This window comes from Pseudomonas salmasensis (assembly GCF_014268375.2).
Classification (GTDB): Bacteria; Pseudomonadota; Gammaproteobacteria; order Pseudomonadales; family Pseudomonadaceae; genus Aquipseudomonas; species Aquipseudomonas salmasensis.
This window is the reverse complement of the sequence record NZ_CP077083.1, coordinates 3,543,488-3,558,841: the sequence shown is the minus strand read 5'-3', so window position 1 is coordinate 3,558,841 and position 15,354 is coordinate 3,543,488. Positions and strand designations below refer to the sequence as shown.

17 protein-coding genes are annotated in these 15,354 nt (G+C 58.7%); 13 read left to right on the top strand and 4 right to left on the bottom strand.

Annotated elements, in window-relative coordinates; all coding sequences use genetic code 11:
* The first annotated feature begins 12 nt into the window (after nt 1-12).
* The 13 genes from HU731_RS16035 to HU731_RS15975 all read left to right on the top strand — a co-directional run bounded on the left by HU731_RS16035 (nt 13) and on the right by HU731_RS15975 (nt 11,906).
* Nucleotides 13-420 carry a F0F1 ATP synthase subunit I gene (locus HU731_RS16035; RefSeq protein WP_010565865.1) on the top strand — a complete coding sequence of 136 codons (408 nt, stop codon included), beginning with the start codon at nt 13-15 and terminating at the stop codon, nt 418-420.
* A gap of 16 nt (nt 421-436) precedes the next feature.
* Nucleotides 437-1,306: a F0F1 ATP synthase subunit A gene (gene atpB / locus HU731_RS16030; protein WP_003195886.1), complete on the top strand. Its 870-nt coding sequence runs from the start codon at nt 437-439 to the stop codon at nt 1,304-1,306.
* Nucleotides 1,307-1,439: 133 nt separating this feature from the next.
* The gene (gene atpE, locus HU731_RS16025; protein WP_002555987.1) at nt 1,440-1,697 is read left to right on the top strand and encodes a F0F1 ATP synthase subunit C; all 258 of its coding nucleotides are present in this window, start codon (nt 1,440-1,442) and stop codon (nt 1,695-1,697) included.
* A gap of 56 nt (nt 1,698-1,753) precedes the next feature.
* Complete coding sequence (locus HU731_RS16020) at nt 1,754-2,224, top strand: F0F1 ATP synthase subunit B (protein WP_003195835.1); 471 nt, start codon at nt 1,754-1,756, stop codon at nt 2,222-2,224.
* Nucleotides 2,225-2,236: 12 nt separating this feature from the next.
* Nucleotides 2,237-2,773: a F0F1 ATP synthase subunit delta gene (locus tag HU731_RS16015; RefSeq protein WP_003195833.1), complete on the top strand. Its 537-nt coding sequence runs from the start codon at nt 2,237-2,239 to the stop codon at nt 2,771-2,773.
* A gap of 21 nt (nt 2,774-2,794) precedes the next feature.
* Nucleotides 2,795-4,339: a F0F1 ATP synthase subunit alpha gene (gene atpA, locus HU731_RS16010; RefSeq protein WP_003195831.1), complete on the top strand. Its 1,545-nt coding sequence runs from the start codon at nt 2,795-2,797 to the stop codon at nt 4,337-4,339.
* A 50-nt stretch (nt 4,340-4,389) separates the two neighbouring features.
* On the top strand, nt 4,390-5,250 hold the full coding sequence (atpG, locus tag HU731_RS16005) for a F0F1 ATP synthase subunit gamma (protein ID WP_003233565.1): 861 nt from the start codon (nt 4,390-4,392) through the stop codon (nt 5,248-5,250).
* A 27-nt stretch (nt 5,251-5,277) separates the two neighbouring features.
* Complete coding sequence (atpD, locus tag HU731_RS16000; RefSeq protein WP_003195827.1) at nt 5,278-6,654, top strand: F0F1 ATP synthase subunit beta; 1,377 nt, start codon at nt 5,278-5,280, stop codon at nt 6,652-6,654.
* Nucleotides 6,655-6,698: 44 nt separating this feature from the next.
* Nucleotides 6,699-7,115, top strand: coding sequence for a F0F1 ATP synthase subunit epsilon (locus tag HU731_RS15995; protein ID WP_003195825.1), 417 nt, complete (start codon nt 6,699-6,701; stop codon nt 7,113-7,115).
* Between the two features lie 123 nt (nt 7,116-7,238).
* Nucleotides 7,239-8,606: a bifunctional UDP-N-acetylglucosamine diphosphorylase/glucosamine-1-phosphate N-acetyltransferase GlmU gene (gene glmU / locus HU731_RS15990; RefSeq protein WP_186607488.1), complete on the top strand. Its 1,368-nt coding sequence runs from the start codon at nt 7,239-7,241 to the stop codon at nt 8,604-8,606.
* 238 nt (nt 8,607-8,844) lie between these two features.
* The gene (locus tag HU731_RS15985; protein WP_032894387.1) at nt 8,845-9,612 is read left to right on the top strand and encodes a DeoR/GlpR family DNA-binding transcription regulator; all 768 of its coding nucleotides are present in this window, start codon (nt 8,845-8,847) and stop codon (nt 9,610-9,612) included.
* A 10-nt stretch (nt 9,613-9,622) separates the two neighbouring features.
* Complete coding sequence (glmS, locus tag HU731_RS15980) at nt 9,623-11,455, top strand: glutamine--fructose-6-phosphate transaminase (isomerizing) (RefSeq protein WP_032894388.1); 1,833 nt, start codon at nt 9,623-9,625, stop codon at nt 11,453-11,455.
* 85 nt (nt 11,456-11,540) lie between these two features.
* Nucleotides 11,541-11,906: an avidin-fold protein gene (locus tag HU731_RS15975; protein ID WP_186607489.1), complete on the top strand. Its 366-nt coding sequence runs from the start codon at nt 11,541-11,543 to the stop codon at nt 11,904-11,906.
* A 150-nt stretch (nt 11,907-12,056) separates the two neighbouring features.
* Here the strand turns inward: HU731_RS15975 and HU731_RS15970 are convergent, their stop codons facing one another.
* From HU731_RS15970 to HU731_RS15955, 4 genes are read right to left on the bottom strand one after another with little or no spacing between them, the layout of a single operon-like run.
* Complete coding sequence (locus HU731_RS15970; protein ID WP_057710628.1) at nt 12,057-12,989, bottom strand: phosphatidate cytidylyltransferase; 933 nt, start codon at nt 12,987-12,989, stop codon at nt 12,057-12,059.
* A gap of 1 nt (nt 12,990) precedes the next feature.
* Nucleotides 12,991-13,611 (bottom strand): lysophospholipid acyltransferase family protein, encoded by a 621-nt coding sequence (locus HU731_RS15965; protein ID WP_186607490.1) that lies wholly within the window; start codon nt 13,609-13,611, stop codon nt 12,991-12,993.
* Nucleotides 13,612-13,620: 9 nt separating this feature from the next.
* On the bottom strand, nt 13,621-14,064 hold the full coding sequence (locus tag HU731_RS15960; RefSeq protein ID WP_054916981.1) for a hypothetical protein: 444 nt from the start codon (nt 14,062-14,064) through the stop codon (nt 13,621-13,623).
* Entirely contained in the window at nt 14,054-15,352 is a 1,299-nt protein-coding gene (locus HU731_RS15955) for a phosphatase PAP2/dual specificity phosphatase family protein (RefSeq protein ID WP_186607491.1), read from the bottom strand. The genes HU731_RS15960 and HU731_RS15955 overlap by 11 nt, the downstream gene beginning before the upstream one ends.
* Between the last annotated feature and the right edge of the window lie 2 nt (nt 15,353-15,354).

Below are 15,354 nucleotides of genomic sequence, written 5' to 3'. Positions count from 1 at the left end.
GGAGCAAGAGTGATGGAAACCCGCACGCCAAACACGTTGCCGTTCCATCGCTTGGCTGTTTTTCCGGTTCTACTGGCTCAATTTGTCATTTTGCTGATCGCCGCATTGGCGCTTTGGTATTGGCATGGAGTCGTAGCCGGGTATTCAGGACTCTGCGGAGGCCTGATAGCCTTGCTGCCCAATATGTATTTTGCTCACAGGGCCTTTCGGTTTTCCGGCGCCCGAGCAGCCCAGGCTATCGTCCGGTCTTTTTATGCCGGCGAGGCGGGGAAACTGATTTTGACGGCAGTGCTGTTTGCACTGACCTTTGCAGGTGTGAAGCCATTGGCGCCGCTGGCTGTATTCGGCGTCTTCGTGTTGACCCAACTGGTCAGCTGGTTCGCTCCCCTGCTAATGAAAACAAGACTTTCGAAACCTTAGGGCGTTTGAGGCAACCATGGCAGAAACAACCGCTTCGGGCTATATCCAGCACCACTTGCAGAACCTGACCTTCGGTCAGCTTCCTAATGGCGGCTGGGGCTTTGCCCACACCGCAGCAGAAGCCAAAGAAATGGGTTTCTGGGCTTTCCACCTGGATACTCTGGGTTGGTCGGTCGCATTGGGCCTGATCTTCGTCCTGATTTTCCGCATGGCGGCAAAGAAGGCGACTTCCGGTCAGCCAGGTGCTTTGCAGAACTTCGTTGAAGTATTGGTCGAATTCGTCGATGGCAGCGTGAAAGACAGCTTCCATGGCCGTAGCCCGGTGATTGCACCGCTGGCACTGACCATCTTCGTGTGGGTGTTCCTGATGAACGCCGTCGACCTGATTCCGGTGGACTGGATTCCTCAGTTGGCCATGGCGATCTCCGGCGACCCACACATTCCATTCCGCGCCGTATCCACCACTGACCCGAACGCCACACTGGGCATGGCTCTGTCGGTATTCGCGCTGATCATTTTCTACAGCATCAAGGTCAAGGGCATCGGCGGCTTCATCGGCGAACTGACCCTGCACCCGTTCGGCAGCAAGAACATCTTCGTTCAAGCCCTGCTGATCCCGGTGAACTTCCTGCTGGAATTCGTCACCCTGATCGCCAAGCCGATTTCCCTGGCTCTGCGACTGTTCGGCAACATGTATGCCGGCGAGCTGGTGTTCATTCTGATCGCTGTGATGTTCGGCAGCGGACTGCTCTGGCTTAGCGGCCTGGGCGTAGTACTGCAGTGGGCGTGGGCTGTGTTCCACATCCTGATCATTACCCTGCAGGCCTTCATCTTCATGATGCTGACCATCGTCTACCTGTCGATGGCGCACGAAGAGAACCATTAAGACCAGTCTCGACTAGTCTGATGTCCTTCCCGGTCAAACGGGAAGGTGGCCCAACAGGGCTATGAAACGATTTGTTTTACCGCTTTAAAATCTAAAAAACCTAAACCATACGACGTAAAAGTCGGGAGGAAAGATGGAAACTGTAGTTGGTCTAACCGCTATCGCTGTTGCACTGTTGATCGGCCTGGGCGCCCTGGGTACTGCCATTGGTTTCGGCCTGCTGGGCGGCAAATTCCTGGAAGGCGCAGCGCGTCAGCCAGAAATGGTCCCAATGCTGCAAGTTAAAATGTTCATCGTCGCCGGCCTGCTCGACGCCGTGACCATGATCGGCGTTGGTATCGCACTGTTCTTCACCTTCGCGAACCCCTTCGTTGGTCAACTCGCTGGCTAATCACTCGACTTTTCGAGTGATTGGGGTGATGGACAACGAATGAGCGAGGTGTTGGCGTGAACATTAATGCAACCCTGATTGGCCAATCCGTTGCGTTCTTCATTTTTGTAGTGTTTTGCATGAAGTTCGTGTGGCCTCCGGTCATCGCGGCTTTGCACGAACGTCAGAAGAAGATCGCGGATGGTTTGGACGCTGCCAGCCGTGCAGCTCGCGACCTGGAGTTGGCCCACGAGAAAGTGGGTCAGCAACTGCGCGAAGCTAAAGCACAGGCAGCCGAGATCATTGAGCAAGCCAAGAAACGCGGTAACCAGATCGTCGAAGAGGCTGTTGAAAAAGCCCGCGTCGAAGCTGACCGTGTGAAGGCTTCGGCTCATGCCGAGATCGAACAGGAACTGAACGGTGTCAAAGACGCGCTGCGTGCCCAACTGGGTGCTCTGGCCGTTGGCGGTGCTGAGAAGATCCTCGGTGCCACAATCGATCAAAACGCGCACGCGGAGCTGGTTAACAAACTGGCTGCTGAAATTTAAGCGAGGGCGATCATGGCAGAACTGACCACGTTGGCCCGACCTTACGCTAAGGCAGCCTTCGAGCACGCCCAGGCCCACCAGCAGCTGGCCTCTTGGTCAGCCATGCTCGGCCTGGCTGCAGCAGTGTCGCAAGACGACACCATGCAGCGCGTGCTCAAGGCCCCGCGCCTGACGAGCGCAGACAAGGCCGCCACTTTTATTGAAGTGTGCGGCGACAAGTTTGATGTGAAGGTGCAGAACTTCATCCACGTCATTGCCGAAAACGACCGTCTCCCGCTATTGCCGGAGATCGCCGCTCTGTTCGACCTGTACAAGGCCGAAGCAGAGAAATCGGTAGACGTTGAAGTGACCAGTGCTTTCGCATTGAACCAAGAACAGCAAGACAAACTCGCCAAGGTTCTCAGTGCACGACTCAATCGGGAAGTGCGCCTGCAAGCTTCGGAGGACGCATCGCTTATTGGTGGTGTTGTTATCCGTGCCGGCGACCTGGTTATCGATGGCTCGATTCGCGGCAAAATCGCGAAACTTGCCGAAGCATTGAAATCTTGAGTTTGAAGGGGCAGCAGAGCAATGCAGCAACTCAATCCTTCCGAAATAAGTGAAATTATCAAGGGCCGCATCGACAAGCTCGATGTGACCTCCCAAGCCCGTAACGAAGGCACTGTCGTCAGCGTATCTGACGGCATCGTGCGGATTCACGGTCTGGCCGACGTCATGTACGGCGAGATGATCGAGTTTCCGGGCGGCGTCTACGGTATGGCCCTCAACCTGGAGCAAGACTCCGTAGGTGCCGTTGTATTGGGCGCGTACACCAGTCTGGCTGAAGGCATGAGCGCCAAGTGCACAGGCCGCATCCTGGAAGTTCCGGTTGGTAAGGAACTGCTGGGTCGCGTTGTCGACGCACTGGGTAACCCTGTTGACGGTAAAGGTCCACTGGGCAACACCGAGACCGACGCGGTCGAGAAAGTTGCTCCAGGCGTGATCTGGCGTAAGTCGGTAGACCAGCCTGTACAGACTGGCTACAAGGCTGTCGATGCCATGATCCCAGTCGGCCGTGGCCAGCGTGAGCTGATCATCGGTGACCGTCAGATCGGTAAGACCGCTCTGGCGATCGACGCGATCATCAACCAGAAAGACAGCGGCATTTTCTGCGTCTACGTCGCCATCGGTCAGAAGCAATCGACCATCGCCAACGTGGTTCGCAAGCTGGAAGAAAACGGCGCCCTGGCCAACACGATCATCGTGGCTGCCAGTGCTTCGGAATCTCCTGCGCTGCAATTCCTGGCACCGTACTCCGGTTGCACCATGGGTGAATTCTTCCGCGACCGCGGTGAAGACGCGCTGATCGTTTATGACGATCTGTCCAAGCAAGCAGTGGCTTACCGCCAGATTTCCCTGCTGCTGCGCCGTCCACCAGGCCGTGAAGCTTACCCAGGCGACGTGTTCTATCTCCACTCCCGTCTGCTGGAGCGCGCATCCCGCGTTTCGGAAGAGTACGTAGAGAAGTTCACCAACGGCGCAGTGACCGGCAAAACCGGTTCCCTGACCGCACTGCCGATCATCGAAACCCAGGCTGGCGACGTTTCCGCGTTCGTTCCGACCAACGTGATTTCCATCACCGACGGTCAGATCTTCCTGGAATCGGCCATGTTCAACTCCGGGATCCGTCCTGCTGTGAACGCCGGTGTTTCGGTATCCCGTGTGGGTGGTGCCGCTCAGACCAAGATCATCAAGAAGCTCTCCGGTGGTATTCGTACCGCTCTGGCTCAGTACCGTGAACTGGCGGCATTCGCCCAGTTCGCTTCTGACCTGGACGAAGCGACCCGTAAGCAACTTGAGCATGGTCAGCGCGTTACCGAGCTGATGAAGCAGAAGCAATACGCCCCGATGTCGATCGCTGACATGGCGTTGTCGCTGTATGCCGCTGAGCGTGGGTTCCTGACCGACGTTGAAATCGCCAAGGTCGGCAGCTTTGAACAAGCGCTGATTGCTTACTTCAACCGCGATCACGCCGAATTGATGGCGAAGATCAACGTGAAGGGTGACTTCAATGACGATATCGACGCTGGCATGAAAGCCGGTATCGAGAAGTTCAAGGCCACCCAAACCTGGTAAGCCGCAGCGGGAGCCGCAAGGCTCCCGCTTGCTAACCTGATAGGTGTTACATGGCAGGCGCAAAAGAGATTCGCAGTAAGATTGCGAGCATCAAAAGCACGCAAAAAATTACCAGCGCCATGGAAAAAGTGGCGGTCAGCAAAATGCGCAAGGCACAAATGCGCATGGCTGCTAGCCGTCCTTATGCGGAGCGTATCCGCCAGGTAATTGGGCATCTGGCCAACGCCAACCCGGAATACCGCCACCCGTTCATGATCGACCGCGCAGTAAAGCGTGTGGGTTATGTGGTAGTGAGCAGTGACCGTGGTTTGTGCGGTGGTCTGAATACCAACCTGTTCAAGGCCCTGGTCAAGGACATGGCGGTAAACCGCGAAAACGGCGTCGAGATTGATCTGTGTGTTGTTGGTAGCAAGGGTGCGGCCTTTTTCCGCAACTTCGGCGGTAACGTCGTTGCAGCTATCAGCCACCTGGGTGAAGAGCCGTCGATCAATGACTTGATCGGCAGTGTGAAGGTGATGCTGGATGCGTACCTGGAAGGCCGGATTGACCGCCTGTCCGTGGTATCCAACAAGTTCATCAACACCATGACCCAGCAGCCAACCGTGGAGCAATTGATTCCACTGGTGGCGACTCCGGATCAGGAACTCAAGCACCACTGGGACTACCTCTACGAACCAGACGCCAAAGAGCTGCTTGACGGCTTGATGGTGCGCTACGTGGAGTCGCAGGTGTACCAGGCGGTGGTCGAGAACAACGCAGCTGAACAAGCGGCGCGGATGATCGCGATGAAAAACGCTACCGATAACGCCGGTGATCTGATCAGCGATTTGCAGCTGATCTACAACAAGGCGCGTCAGGCTGCGATCACCCAAGAGATCTCGGAAATCGTCGGCGGCGCTGCCGCGGTTTAACGGTTCAAATATTCAGAGGATCCAGCTATGAGTAGCGGACGTATCGTTCAAATCATCGGCGCCGTTATCGACGTGGAATTTCCACGCGACAGCGTACCGAGCATCTACAACGCGCTGAAAGTACAAGGCGCGGAAACTACCCTGGAAGTCCAGCAGCAGCTGGGCGACGGCGTAGTTCGTACCATTGCGATGGGTTCCACCGAAGGCTTGAAGCGCGGTCTGGACGTTGTCGACACTGGCGCTGCCATCTCCGTACCGGTCGGTAAAGCGACCCTGGGCCGGATCATGGACGTACTGGGCAACCCGATCGACGAAGCTGGCCCGATTGCCACCGAAGAGCGCTGGGGCATTCACCGCGCAGCACCTTCGTTCGCAGAACAAGCGGGCGGCAACGACCTGCTGGAAACCGGCATCAAGGTTATCGACCTGGTTTGCCCGTTCGCCAAGGGCGGTAAAGTCGGTCTGTTCGGTGGTGCCGGTGTAGGCAAGACCGTAAACATGATGGAACTGATCCGTAACATCGCCATCGAGCACAGCGGTTATTCCGTGTTCGCAGGTGTGGGTGAGCGTACTCGTGAGGGTAACGACTTCTACCACGAGATGAAGGACTCCAACGTTCTGGACAAAGTGGCACTGGTTTACGGTCAGATGAACGAGCCGCCGGGAAACCGTCTGCGCGTAGCCCTGACTGGCCTGACCATGGCCGAGAAGTTCCGTGACGAAGGTAACGACGTTCTGTTGTTCGTCGACAACATCTACCGTTACACCCTGGCCGGTACTGAAGTATCCGCACTGCTGGGCCGTATGCCTTCGGCAGTAGGTTACCAGCCGACCCTGGCTGAAGAGATGGGCGTTCTGCAAGAACGTATCACTTCGACCAAGGAAGGTTCGATCACCTCGATCCAAGCGGTATACGTACCTGCGGATGACTTGACCGACCCGTCGCCAGCTACCACCTTCGCCCACTTGGACGCTACCGTCGTTCTGTCCCGTGACATCGCTTCCCTGGGTATCTACCCAGCGGTCGATCCACTGGACTCGACTTCGCGCCAGCTGGACCCGAACGTGATCGGCCAGGAGCACTACGACACCGCTCGCGGCGTTCAGTACGTGCTGCAGCGTTACAAAGAACTGAAGGACATCATTGCGATCCTGGGTATGGACGAGCTGTCGGAAGCCGACAAGCAGTTGGTAAACCGTGCTCGTAAGATCCAGCGTTTCTTGTCGCAGCCGTTCTTCGTGGCTGAAGTCTTCACCGGTGCCTCGGGTAAATACGTTTCCCTGAAAGACACCATTGCTGGCTTCAAAGGCATCCTCAACGGTGACTACGACCACCTGCCAGAACAAGCGTTCTACATGGTCGGCGGCATCGAAGAAGCGATCGAGAAAGCCAAGAAACTGTAATCCTGGCGCCCGGAAACGGGCGCTCATCAGGTTGAGGCAATCAGATGGCTATGACAGTCCATTGCGATATCGTCAGCGCGGAAGGGGAAATTTTCTCCGGTCTGGTCGAGTTTGTAACAGCGCACGGTGACCTGGGTGATCTTGGTATCGCCATGGGTCACGCCCCGCTGATCACAAGCTTGAAGCCAGGTCCGATCACTCTGACCAAGCAAGGCGGGGAACGTGAGGTGTTTTACATCTCCGGTGGTTTCCTCGAGGTTCAGCCGAACATGGTCAAGGTACTTGCCGACACCGTGCAACGTGCTGGCGACCTGGATGAAGCCTCCGCTCAGGAAGCCGTCAAGGCTGCCGAGAAGGCGCTGAACGAAAAAGGCGCAGACTTCGACTACAGCGCTGCTGCAGTCCGTCTGGCCGAGGCCGCAGCCCAGCTGCGTACTCTCCAGCAGATCCGCAAGAAGTAAGCGGCCACGCCGTTTTGCTTGATGCGTGATTGATTAAAAAGGGTAGCCTCGGCTACCCTTTTTCTTTTTTTGCAAAACACTTCTTTGGTCTGAACCCGGACCGCCCAGGATTGGTAGCCATTCATGTCTCTTGAAATCGTCATTCTCGCCGCAGGCCAGGGCACTCGCATGCGTTCTGCCCTGCCCAAGGTACTGCACCCGGTCGCGGGCAATTCCATGCTGGGCCATGTTATCCACAGCGCCCGGCAGTTGGACCCACAGCGTATTCATGTGGTGATCGGCCATGGTGCAGACCTGGTTCGCGAGCGCCTCGCCGCGGACGATCTGAATTTCGTATTACAAGACAAGCAACTGGGCACCGGCCACGCGACCGCGCAGGCTGTGCCTTTCATCACCGCAGACACGGTATTGATCCTTTACGGCGATGTCCCGCTGATTGAAGTGCAAACCCTGCAACGCCTGCTCAAGCACGTGGTGCCTGGCCAGATGGGCCTGCTCACCGTTGAGCTGGATGACCCTACGGGCTACGGCCGCATTGTGCGCAACGCCGATGGCAAGGTCGCCGCGATCGTCGAGCACAAAGATGCCAGCGAAACCCAGCGCGCGATTACTGAAGGCAACACCGGCATTCTCGCCGTGCCTGCCAACAAGCTCGCCGACTGGATGAGCCGTCTGTCCAACAACAACGCCCAGGGCGAGTACTACCTCACCGACGTCATCGAGATGGCCGTCAGCGATGGCCTGGTGGTCGCCACCGAGCAACCCCACCACCCGATGGAAGTGCAGGGCGCCAACGATCGCAAGCAACTGGCAGAGCTGGAGCGTCACTATCAACTGCGCGAAGGCCTGCGCCTGATGGCCCAGGGCGTGACCCTGCGAGACCCCGCGCGTTTCGATGTACGTGGCGAAGTCACGGTGGGCCGCGACATCCTGATCGATATCAACGTGATCCTCGAAGGCCGCGTGATCATTGAAGACGGCGTAATCATTGGCCCGAACTGCGTGATCAAGGACAGCACCTTGCGCAAAGGCGTGGTGGTCAAGGCCAACAGCCATATCGACGGTGCGGTGATGGGCGAGGGCAGCGATGCCGGGCCGTTTGCGCGCTTGCGTCCGGGTAGCGAGCTGGGGGCCAATGCCCATGTGGGTAACTTTGTCGAACTGAAGAACGCTCAGCTCGGCGAAGGCGCCAAAGTCGGCCACCTGACTTACCTGGGCGATGCCGTCATCGGCGCCCGCACCAACATCGGTGCCGGTACCATCACCTGCAACTACGACGGTGCCAACAAGTACCAGACCACCATTGGTGAAGACGTGTTCATCGGCTCCAATAACTCGCTGGTTGCTCCGGTGACTATCGGCGATGGTTCCAACACCGCCGCGGGCTCAACCATCAACCAGGATGTGGATAAGTCCCAACTGGCCGTTGCCCGCGCTCGCCAACGCAACATCGACGGCTGGAAACGCCCGGTCAAAATCAAGAAGACCTGAGTTATCCACAATTCGATAGATTGGGGCGCACTCCTGTGGGAGCTGGCTTGCCTGCGATAGCGGTCTGACATTCATCATGATGTCGCCTGACACGCCGCTATCGCAGGCAAGCCAGCTCCCACAGTTGTTTAGTGGCATGCCCGAAAGCTCTACAAAAATGCCTTCCGCCTCTTGACGATCTTTCGCCAATAGGTTTTGATTGCCTTCGTTATCTTTCGAAACGAAACTTATCACTGCCATGTCGAAACGAAACACCCCCCAACGACGCCACAACATCCTGACCTTGCTAAACGAACAGGGCGAAGTCAGCGTGGACGAATTGGCCAAACATTTCGAAACTTCGGAAGTGACCATCCGCAAGGACCTTGCCGCCCTCGAAAGTAACGGCCTGCTCCTGCGTCGCTATGGCGGCGCAATCACCATGCCCCAAGAGCTTGTAGGCGACGCTGCCCAGCCGATCTCGGCCTACAAGCGCGCCATCGCCCGTGCGGCCGTGCAGCGTTTGCGTGAACATGCGCGCATCATCATCGACAGCGGTAGCACTACCGCCGCGATGATTCCCGAACTGGGCCATCAACCGGGCCTGGTGGTGATGACCAACTCCCTGAACGTAGCCCGCGCCTTGAGCGAATTGGAACACGAGCCGGTGCTGTTGATGACCGGCGGCACTTGGGACCCGCATTCGGATTCGTTCCAGGGCCAGGTCGCCGAGCAGGTCCTGCGTTCTTACGACTTTGACCAGCTGTTCATCGGTGCCGATGGCATCGACCTGCAGCGCGGCACCACCACCTTCAACGAGCTGCTGGGCTTGAGCCGTGTGATGGCCGAGGTCGCCCGTGAAGTGGTGGTGATGGTCGAATCCGACAAGATCGGCCGCAAGATTCCCAACCTGGAACTGCCCTGGAGCAGCGTCCATACCCTTATTACCGATGATCGCCTGCCGCTTGAGGCCCGCGACCAGATCCAAGCCCGCGGCATTACGCTGATATGCGCGGCAATCATCTAGGAGAAGCACCATGTGTGGAATTGTTGGCGCAGTCGCCGAACGTAACGTTACTGCCATCCTGATCGAAGGCCTCAAGCGCCTCGAATACCGCGGCTATGATAGCGCCGGTGTGGCCGTCTTCACTAACGCCGGCAAGCTGGAGCGTATGCGCCGCCCGGGCAAGGTCAGCGAGTTGGACCAGGCCCTGGCCGGTGAGCCGCTGGTAGGGCGCTTAGGGATCGCCCACACCCGTTGGGCTACTCACGGCGCCCCGTGCGAGCGTAACGCCCACCCGCACTTTTCCGGCGACCTGGCGGTGGTGCACAACGGCATCATTGAAAACCACGAAGTGCTGCGCGAACAGCTCAAGGGCCTGGGCTATGTGTTCACCTCGGACACCGACACCGAAGTGATCGCCCATCTGCTCAACCACAAGCTCAAGGACCACAGCGACCTGACCACCGCCCTCAAGGCCACGGTCAAAGAGCTGCACGGTGCCTACGGTTTGGCCGTGATCAGCGCCAGCCAGCCTGACCGCGTCGTGGCAGCCCGCAGCGGCAGCCCGCTGGTGATCGGCCTGGGCCTGGGCGAGAACTTCCTCGCCTCCGACCAACTGGCCCTGCGCCAGGTGACCGACCGCTTCATGTACCTGGAAGAAGGCGACATTGCCGACATCCGCCGTGAAAGCGTGCAGATCTGGGACGTTAACGGTCAGTCCGTCGAGCGCGAAGCCGTGCAATACCGCGATGGCGCCGAAGCCGCTGATAAAGGCGAGTTCCGCCACTTCATGCTCAAGGAAATCCACGAGCAGCCATCCGTGGTACAGCGCACCCTGGAAGGTCGCCTGAGCCAGAACCAGGTGTTGGTGAACGCTTTCGGCCCGCAAGCCGCCGAACTGTTCGCCAAAGTGCGCAATGTGCAGATCGTCGCCTGCGGCACCAGCTACCACGCCGGTATGGTGGCGCGTTACTGGTTGGAAGAACTGGCCGGCATTCCGTGCCAGGTCGAAGTCGCCAGCGAGTTCCGCTACCGCAAAGTGGTGGTGCAACCCGACACCCTGTTTGTGACCATTTCCCAGTCCGGCGAAACCGCCGACACCCTGGCCGCCCTGCGCAATGCCAAAGAACTGGGCTTCCTCGGCAGCCTGGCCATCTGCAACGTCAGCATCAGCTCCCTGGTGCGTGAATCCGACCTGACCCTGCTGACCCAGGCCGGTCGCGAAATCGGCGTAGCCTCCACCAAAGCCTTTACCACCCAGCTGGTGGGCCTGTTGCTGCTGACCCTGTCCCTGGGCCAAGTGCGCGGCACCCTTGCTGAAGGTGTCGAAGCCACCCTGGTGGAAGAACTGCGCCGCCTGCCGACCCGCCTGGGCGAAGCCTTGGCCATGGACAGCACGGTGGAAAAAGTCGCCGAACTGTTCGCCGACAAGAACCATACCCTATTCCTCGGCCGTGGTGCGCAATACCCGGTGGCGATGGAAGGCTCGCTGAAACTCAAGGAAATCTCGTACATCCACGCCGAAGCCTACCCGGCCGGTGAGCTGAAACACGGCCCGTTGGCCCTGGTGGATGACGACATGCCGGTGGTCACCGTGGCGCCGAACAACGAACTGCTGGAGAAGCTCAAGTCCAACCTGCAGGAAGTGCGCGCCCGTGGCGGCCAACTGATCGTCTTCGCCGATGAGAAGGCCGGCATGACCAACGGTGAAGGCACCCACGTCATCAACATGCCGCACATCCACGACACCCTGTCGCCGATCCTCTACACCATCCCGCTGCAGTTGCTGTCGTACTACGTCGCCGTGCTCAAGGGCACCGACGTGGACCAGCCGCGTAACCTGGCGAAGTCGGTGACGGTGGAGTAAGCCTTACTGAAGTACCCAGAAGGGGCTGTGTTTAACAGCTCCTTTTTTTGTGTTTTGAATTTGCTCAATTCAAGGATGCGTATCGATGCCAAACCCTTTTGTCACTGTCCAAGCACGTTTGCACAATCGTCGGTTCGTGGTCGCGAATAACGCCCAAGGGTTGTCCGGTACCGGCACCGTGTTTCATTACAAGGTCGAAGACGGGGTGATTTCGAGCACTTACCAGGGTGGCCGAATTCGCCTGGGAACGCAGGTCGGGCGGGTGACCGGTGCAGATACTATCGAGCTGCTTTATCAGTGCGTAACCCTGGACGGCGAACTGCTCGCGGGCTGGTCACGTGGCACGGTAGGTGTGGATCACGCCGGGCGCACAACGCTGAGTTTCGTTTGGGGCTGGCTGTCAGGTGCGACAGGCGGCGGGGAGTCCAGCTATGTCGAGATCACTGCTTAAAGAGCCCGCAGCCGCATTTACTGTAGGAGCGAGCTTGCTCGCGAAAAACGTCAACAATAACGCGTGCTTTCTGAATAAACGCGGCGCCTGTGAGTTTTTCGCGAGCAAGCTCGCTCCTACATGGGGCATTGGGTTTGTGAAAGGGGTGGCTCAGGTCCACCAGTAGCGTACGAGGTGGAAGAAGATCGGCGCTGCAAAGCACACCGAATCGAGCCGATCCAGCATCCCGCCGTGCCCTTCGATCATATGCCCCCAATCCTTCACGCCACGGTCGCGCTTGATCGCCGACATCACGATCCCGCCGGCAAACCCCAGCAAGTTGATCAGCAGCGCGATCAGGAACGACTGCCAGGGATTGAACGGTGTGGTCCACCACAGCGCTGCGCCGATCAGCGACGACAACAGGATCCCGCCGACAAAACCTTCCACGGTTTTCGACGGCGAAAGGTTGGGCGCGATCTTGTGTTTGCCGAACAGCTTGCCGCATACGTACTGCAGCACGTCTGAGAGTTGCACCACGATCACCAGGTAGGCGATCAGCAGCAGGTTACGGCCTTCGTAGCCCGGTATGTCCAAGGTCAGCAGCGCCGGGACGAAGGACACGCAGAACACGGCGATCATCAAACCCCATTGCACCTTCGATGCACGTTCCAGGAAGTGCGTACTGTCGCCGCCCAGGGAAGCAAGGATCGGCAGCAGCAGGAATACATACACTGGGATGAAGATCGAGAACAGCCCATACCAGTCGGCGTAGATCAGCAGGTATTGCAGCGGCAGGGCCAGGTAAAACGCGGCCACCAGGGCCGGATAGTCGCTGCGCCGGGTGGGCGTGAGGGTAAGAAACTCGCGCAGGGCGTAGAACGACACGGCGTAGAACAACAGGATCACTGCGCCAGTGCCGAGCCAGAAGGCGATGCCGATCACCACCACCATCACCCACCAGGCGTTGATGCGGGCGTTGAGGTTGTCGATCACAGCATTCGGGTTGCCGCGGGTGCGCAGCTTGAGGATCAGGCCGATCAGCGAGGCGATGACCAGGATCGCGCCGATGCCGCCAAATAACATCAGGGTTTGGCTATCCATCTCAGGAATGCTCCGGGGCAAGGGCGAGCAGGGCGTCGCGGCTGCGGGCAAGGAAGGTGGCTTTGTCTTCGCCTTCTTCCAGTTGCAAGGGCGCACCGAAGCTGGTGGTGCATAACAACGGCAGCGGTAATACGCGACCCTTGGGCATGACTCGGTTCAGGTTGGCTATCCACACGGGGACCAACTCGGCCTGTGGGTAACTCTTTGCCAAGTGATACAAACCGCTTTTGAACGGCAGCAAGCCATCCTCCAGATTGCGCGTGCCTTCGGGGAAAATGATCAGCGAATCGCCGCCCTCCAGCGCAGCAAGCATGGGCTGCAAAGGGTTATCCACAGGGTCCTTGCGCTCACGGTCGATCAGCACGCCATTGAACACTCGATTAATGATGTAGCGGCGTAGTGCACTCTTGTTCCAGTAATCACTGCCGGCCACCGGGCGCGTAAATTTGCGCAGGTTCTGCGGCAGCGATGCCCATACCAGCACGAAGTCACCGTGGCTGCTGTGATTGGCAAAATAGATACGCTGCACCGGTACTGGCGCGCACCCCAGCCACAGGCTGCGGGCGCCGGTGACGGTGCGGGCCATGGAAGTAATCAGCGTGGCGACCACGGGTTCGAACATGGGGATTCCTTATCCGGCGAAGGGTAGCCAAGGGCTGGCGAGTATGACGCCCAGGGTCAACAGCGCTTGCGCGCCCAGCAGCCAGGCTTGTTTACGCAGCAGTTTGAGGGCGCCGCGACGGCGTTCAGTCCATGGCCGACCGGCTCGTTTGGGCGATTGCAGGCCAAGGGTTTGCAGGGCCTGGTCCAGGTCTGGCGTGCGGGTGGTGTCGCGAGCGAGCAGGGCGAACAGGTCGGCGTCGAAGGCCACCCGCAGCGCCCAATACTTTTGCAGCAGGCCCAGCACGATCATCCACAGGGCCAACAGCAGACAAATGGTGGAAATGCTGGCCAACAGCAGCTGGGCGAGGCCGAACAGCACGCCGAGCAGTGTCAGCCCTGTGGATAACTGATCCAGTGATCGGCCACGGCGCAACAGGCTGGCGACAATCTGGAGTTCCATATCAGCAGGCATTTGGCAAACCCTCCAATGCTTGACGGTGTTCGGGGTGCAGGACCACATCGGCCCGCGCTGTACGAATAATAGCCAGCGCTTGCTCAACCGTGGTGGCTCGCCCCGTGTTCAACAGCCAGGCGGCGACGGCGGTGGCGCTGCGTGAGTAACCGAGGGCACAGCACACCAACAGGGGGCCGCTCGCTTGCAGGCGTTCAATGGTGTGGGCCGCTTTCAAGCATTCGTCGGGGGTTGGGGCGATCAGGTCCAGCACGGGCACGCTGGCGTAAGCACGGCCCTGTGGATTAATCGGCAGTTCGGCGCATAAGTCGACAATGGCCTTGAATGAACCCAGCTCGCGGGTGGTAGGAATACGCCCGAGCCAGACGTTATCCACAATCGGATCGGCCTGAGGATGTTTGCGCGTCCACAGCCGCGAATTGATCCAGGCGCCCGCTAGATAAGGTGCATATAACCAGCGTGCCGCAGGCGTAAGGTGGCCATCCTCACGTTTTTGAAAGCCCGACGCGCCGAGTACGAGGTAGTTGGCCGTGATCAACCCCAGAGAAACCGCCGGCCATAGCAGCCACAGCCAAGCGCCACCGCATACGCAGGCCAGCACTGTCAGTATCACTGCGCCCAGCCCATAGCGTATCCCTAGCCGCCATCGTTGGTTATCCCTCGTCAGCCGTGCATTCAGTAAGGGGCTCGGGTGCTCCACCGGCCATAACCACACGCACAACCACCCGGCGAGGGCGCCTGTGGGTAAGTCGATAAAGTGATGTTGATAAGTGGTCAGCACCGAAACCCCGATCAGCGCGAACCAGCCGTGCACCACCCAACGCCAGAATCCTTGAGTATGCCGTTGGTACATCACCCACAGGATCACCAGCAGCGCGATATGCAGCGAAGGCGCCTGGTTGAAGGGCTTGTCAAAACCGGCCAGCACCGCAAACAACCAACCGAACACACCGTCCAGTTCCGGCCGCTCAAACGTGAAGCGCAGTGGCCAGATCAGGAAGCAACTCACGGCTATCACCTGCGCACTCAGCAGGCGCAGCGCATGCTGTTTGAGCTCATGGCGTGTGTTGGGCAGCAGCAGGGAGAAGCCGTAAAGCAGGTCGATGGACCAGTACGGCACGATGGTCCAGGCCCAGAACGGCATATGGCTTTCCCAGCCGAACACCAGCGTGCCGACGTCGCTGCGCTGGCTGGTGACCCAGGTGGCAAAGCCGTAGGTGCTGAAAAACAGCGGTGCCAACAGCAGAAGCCAGAGCACCGCAGGTTTCAATAAACCGGGTTCGCGCATGT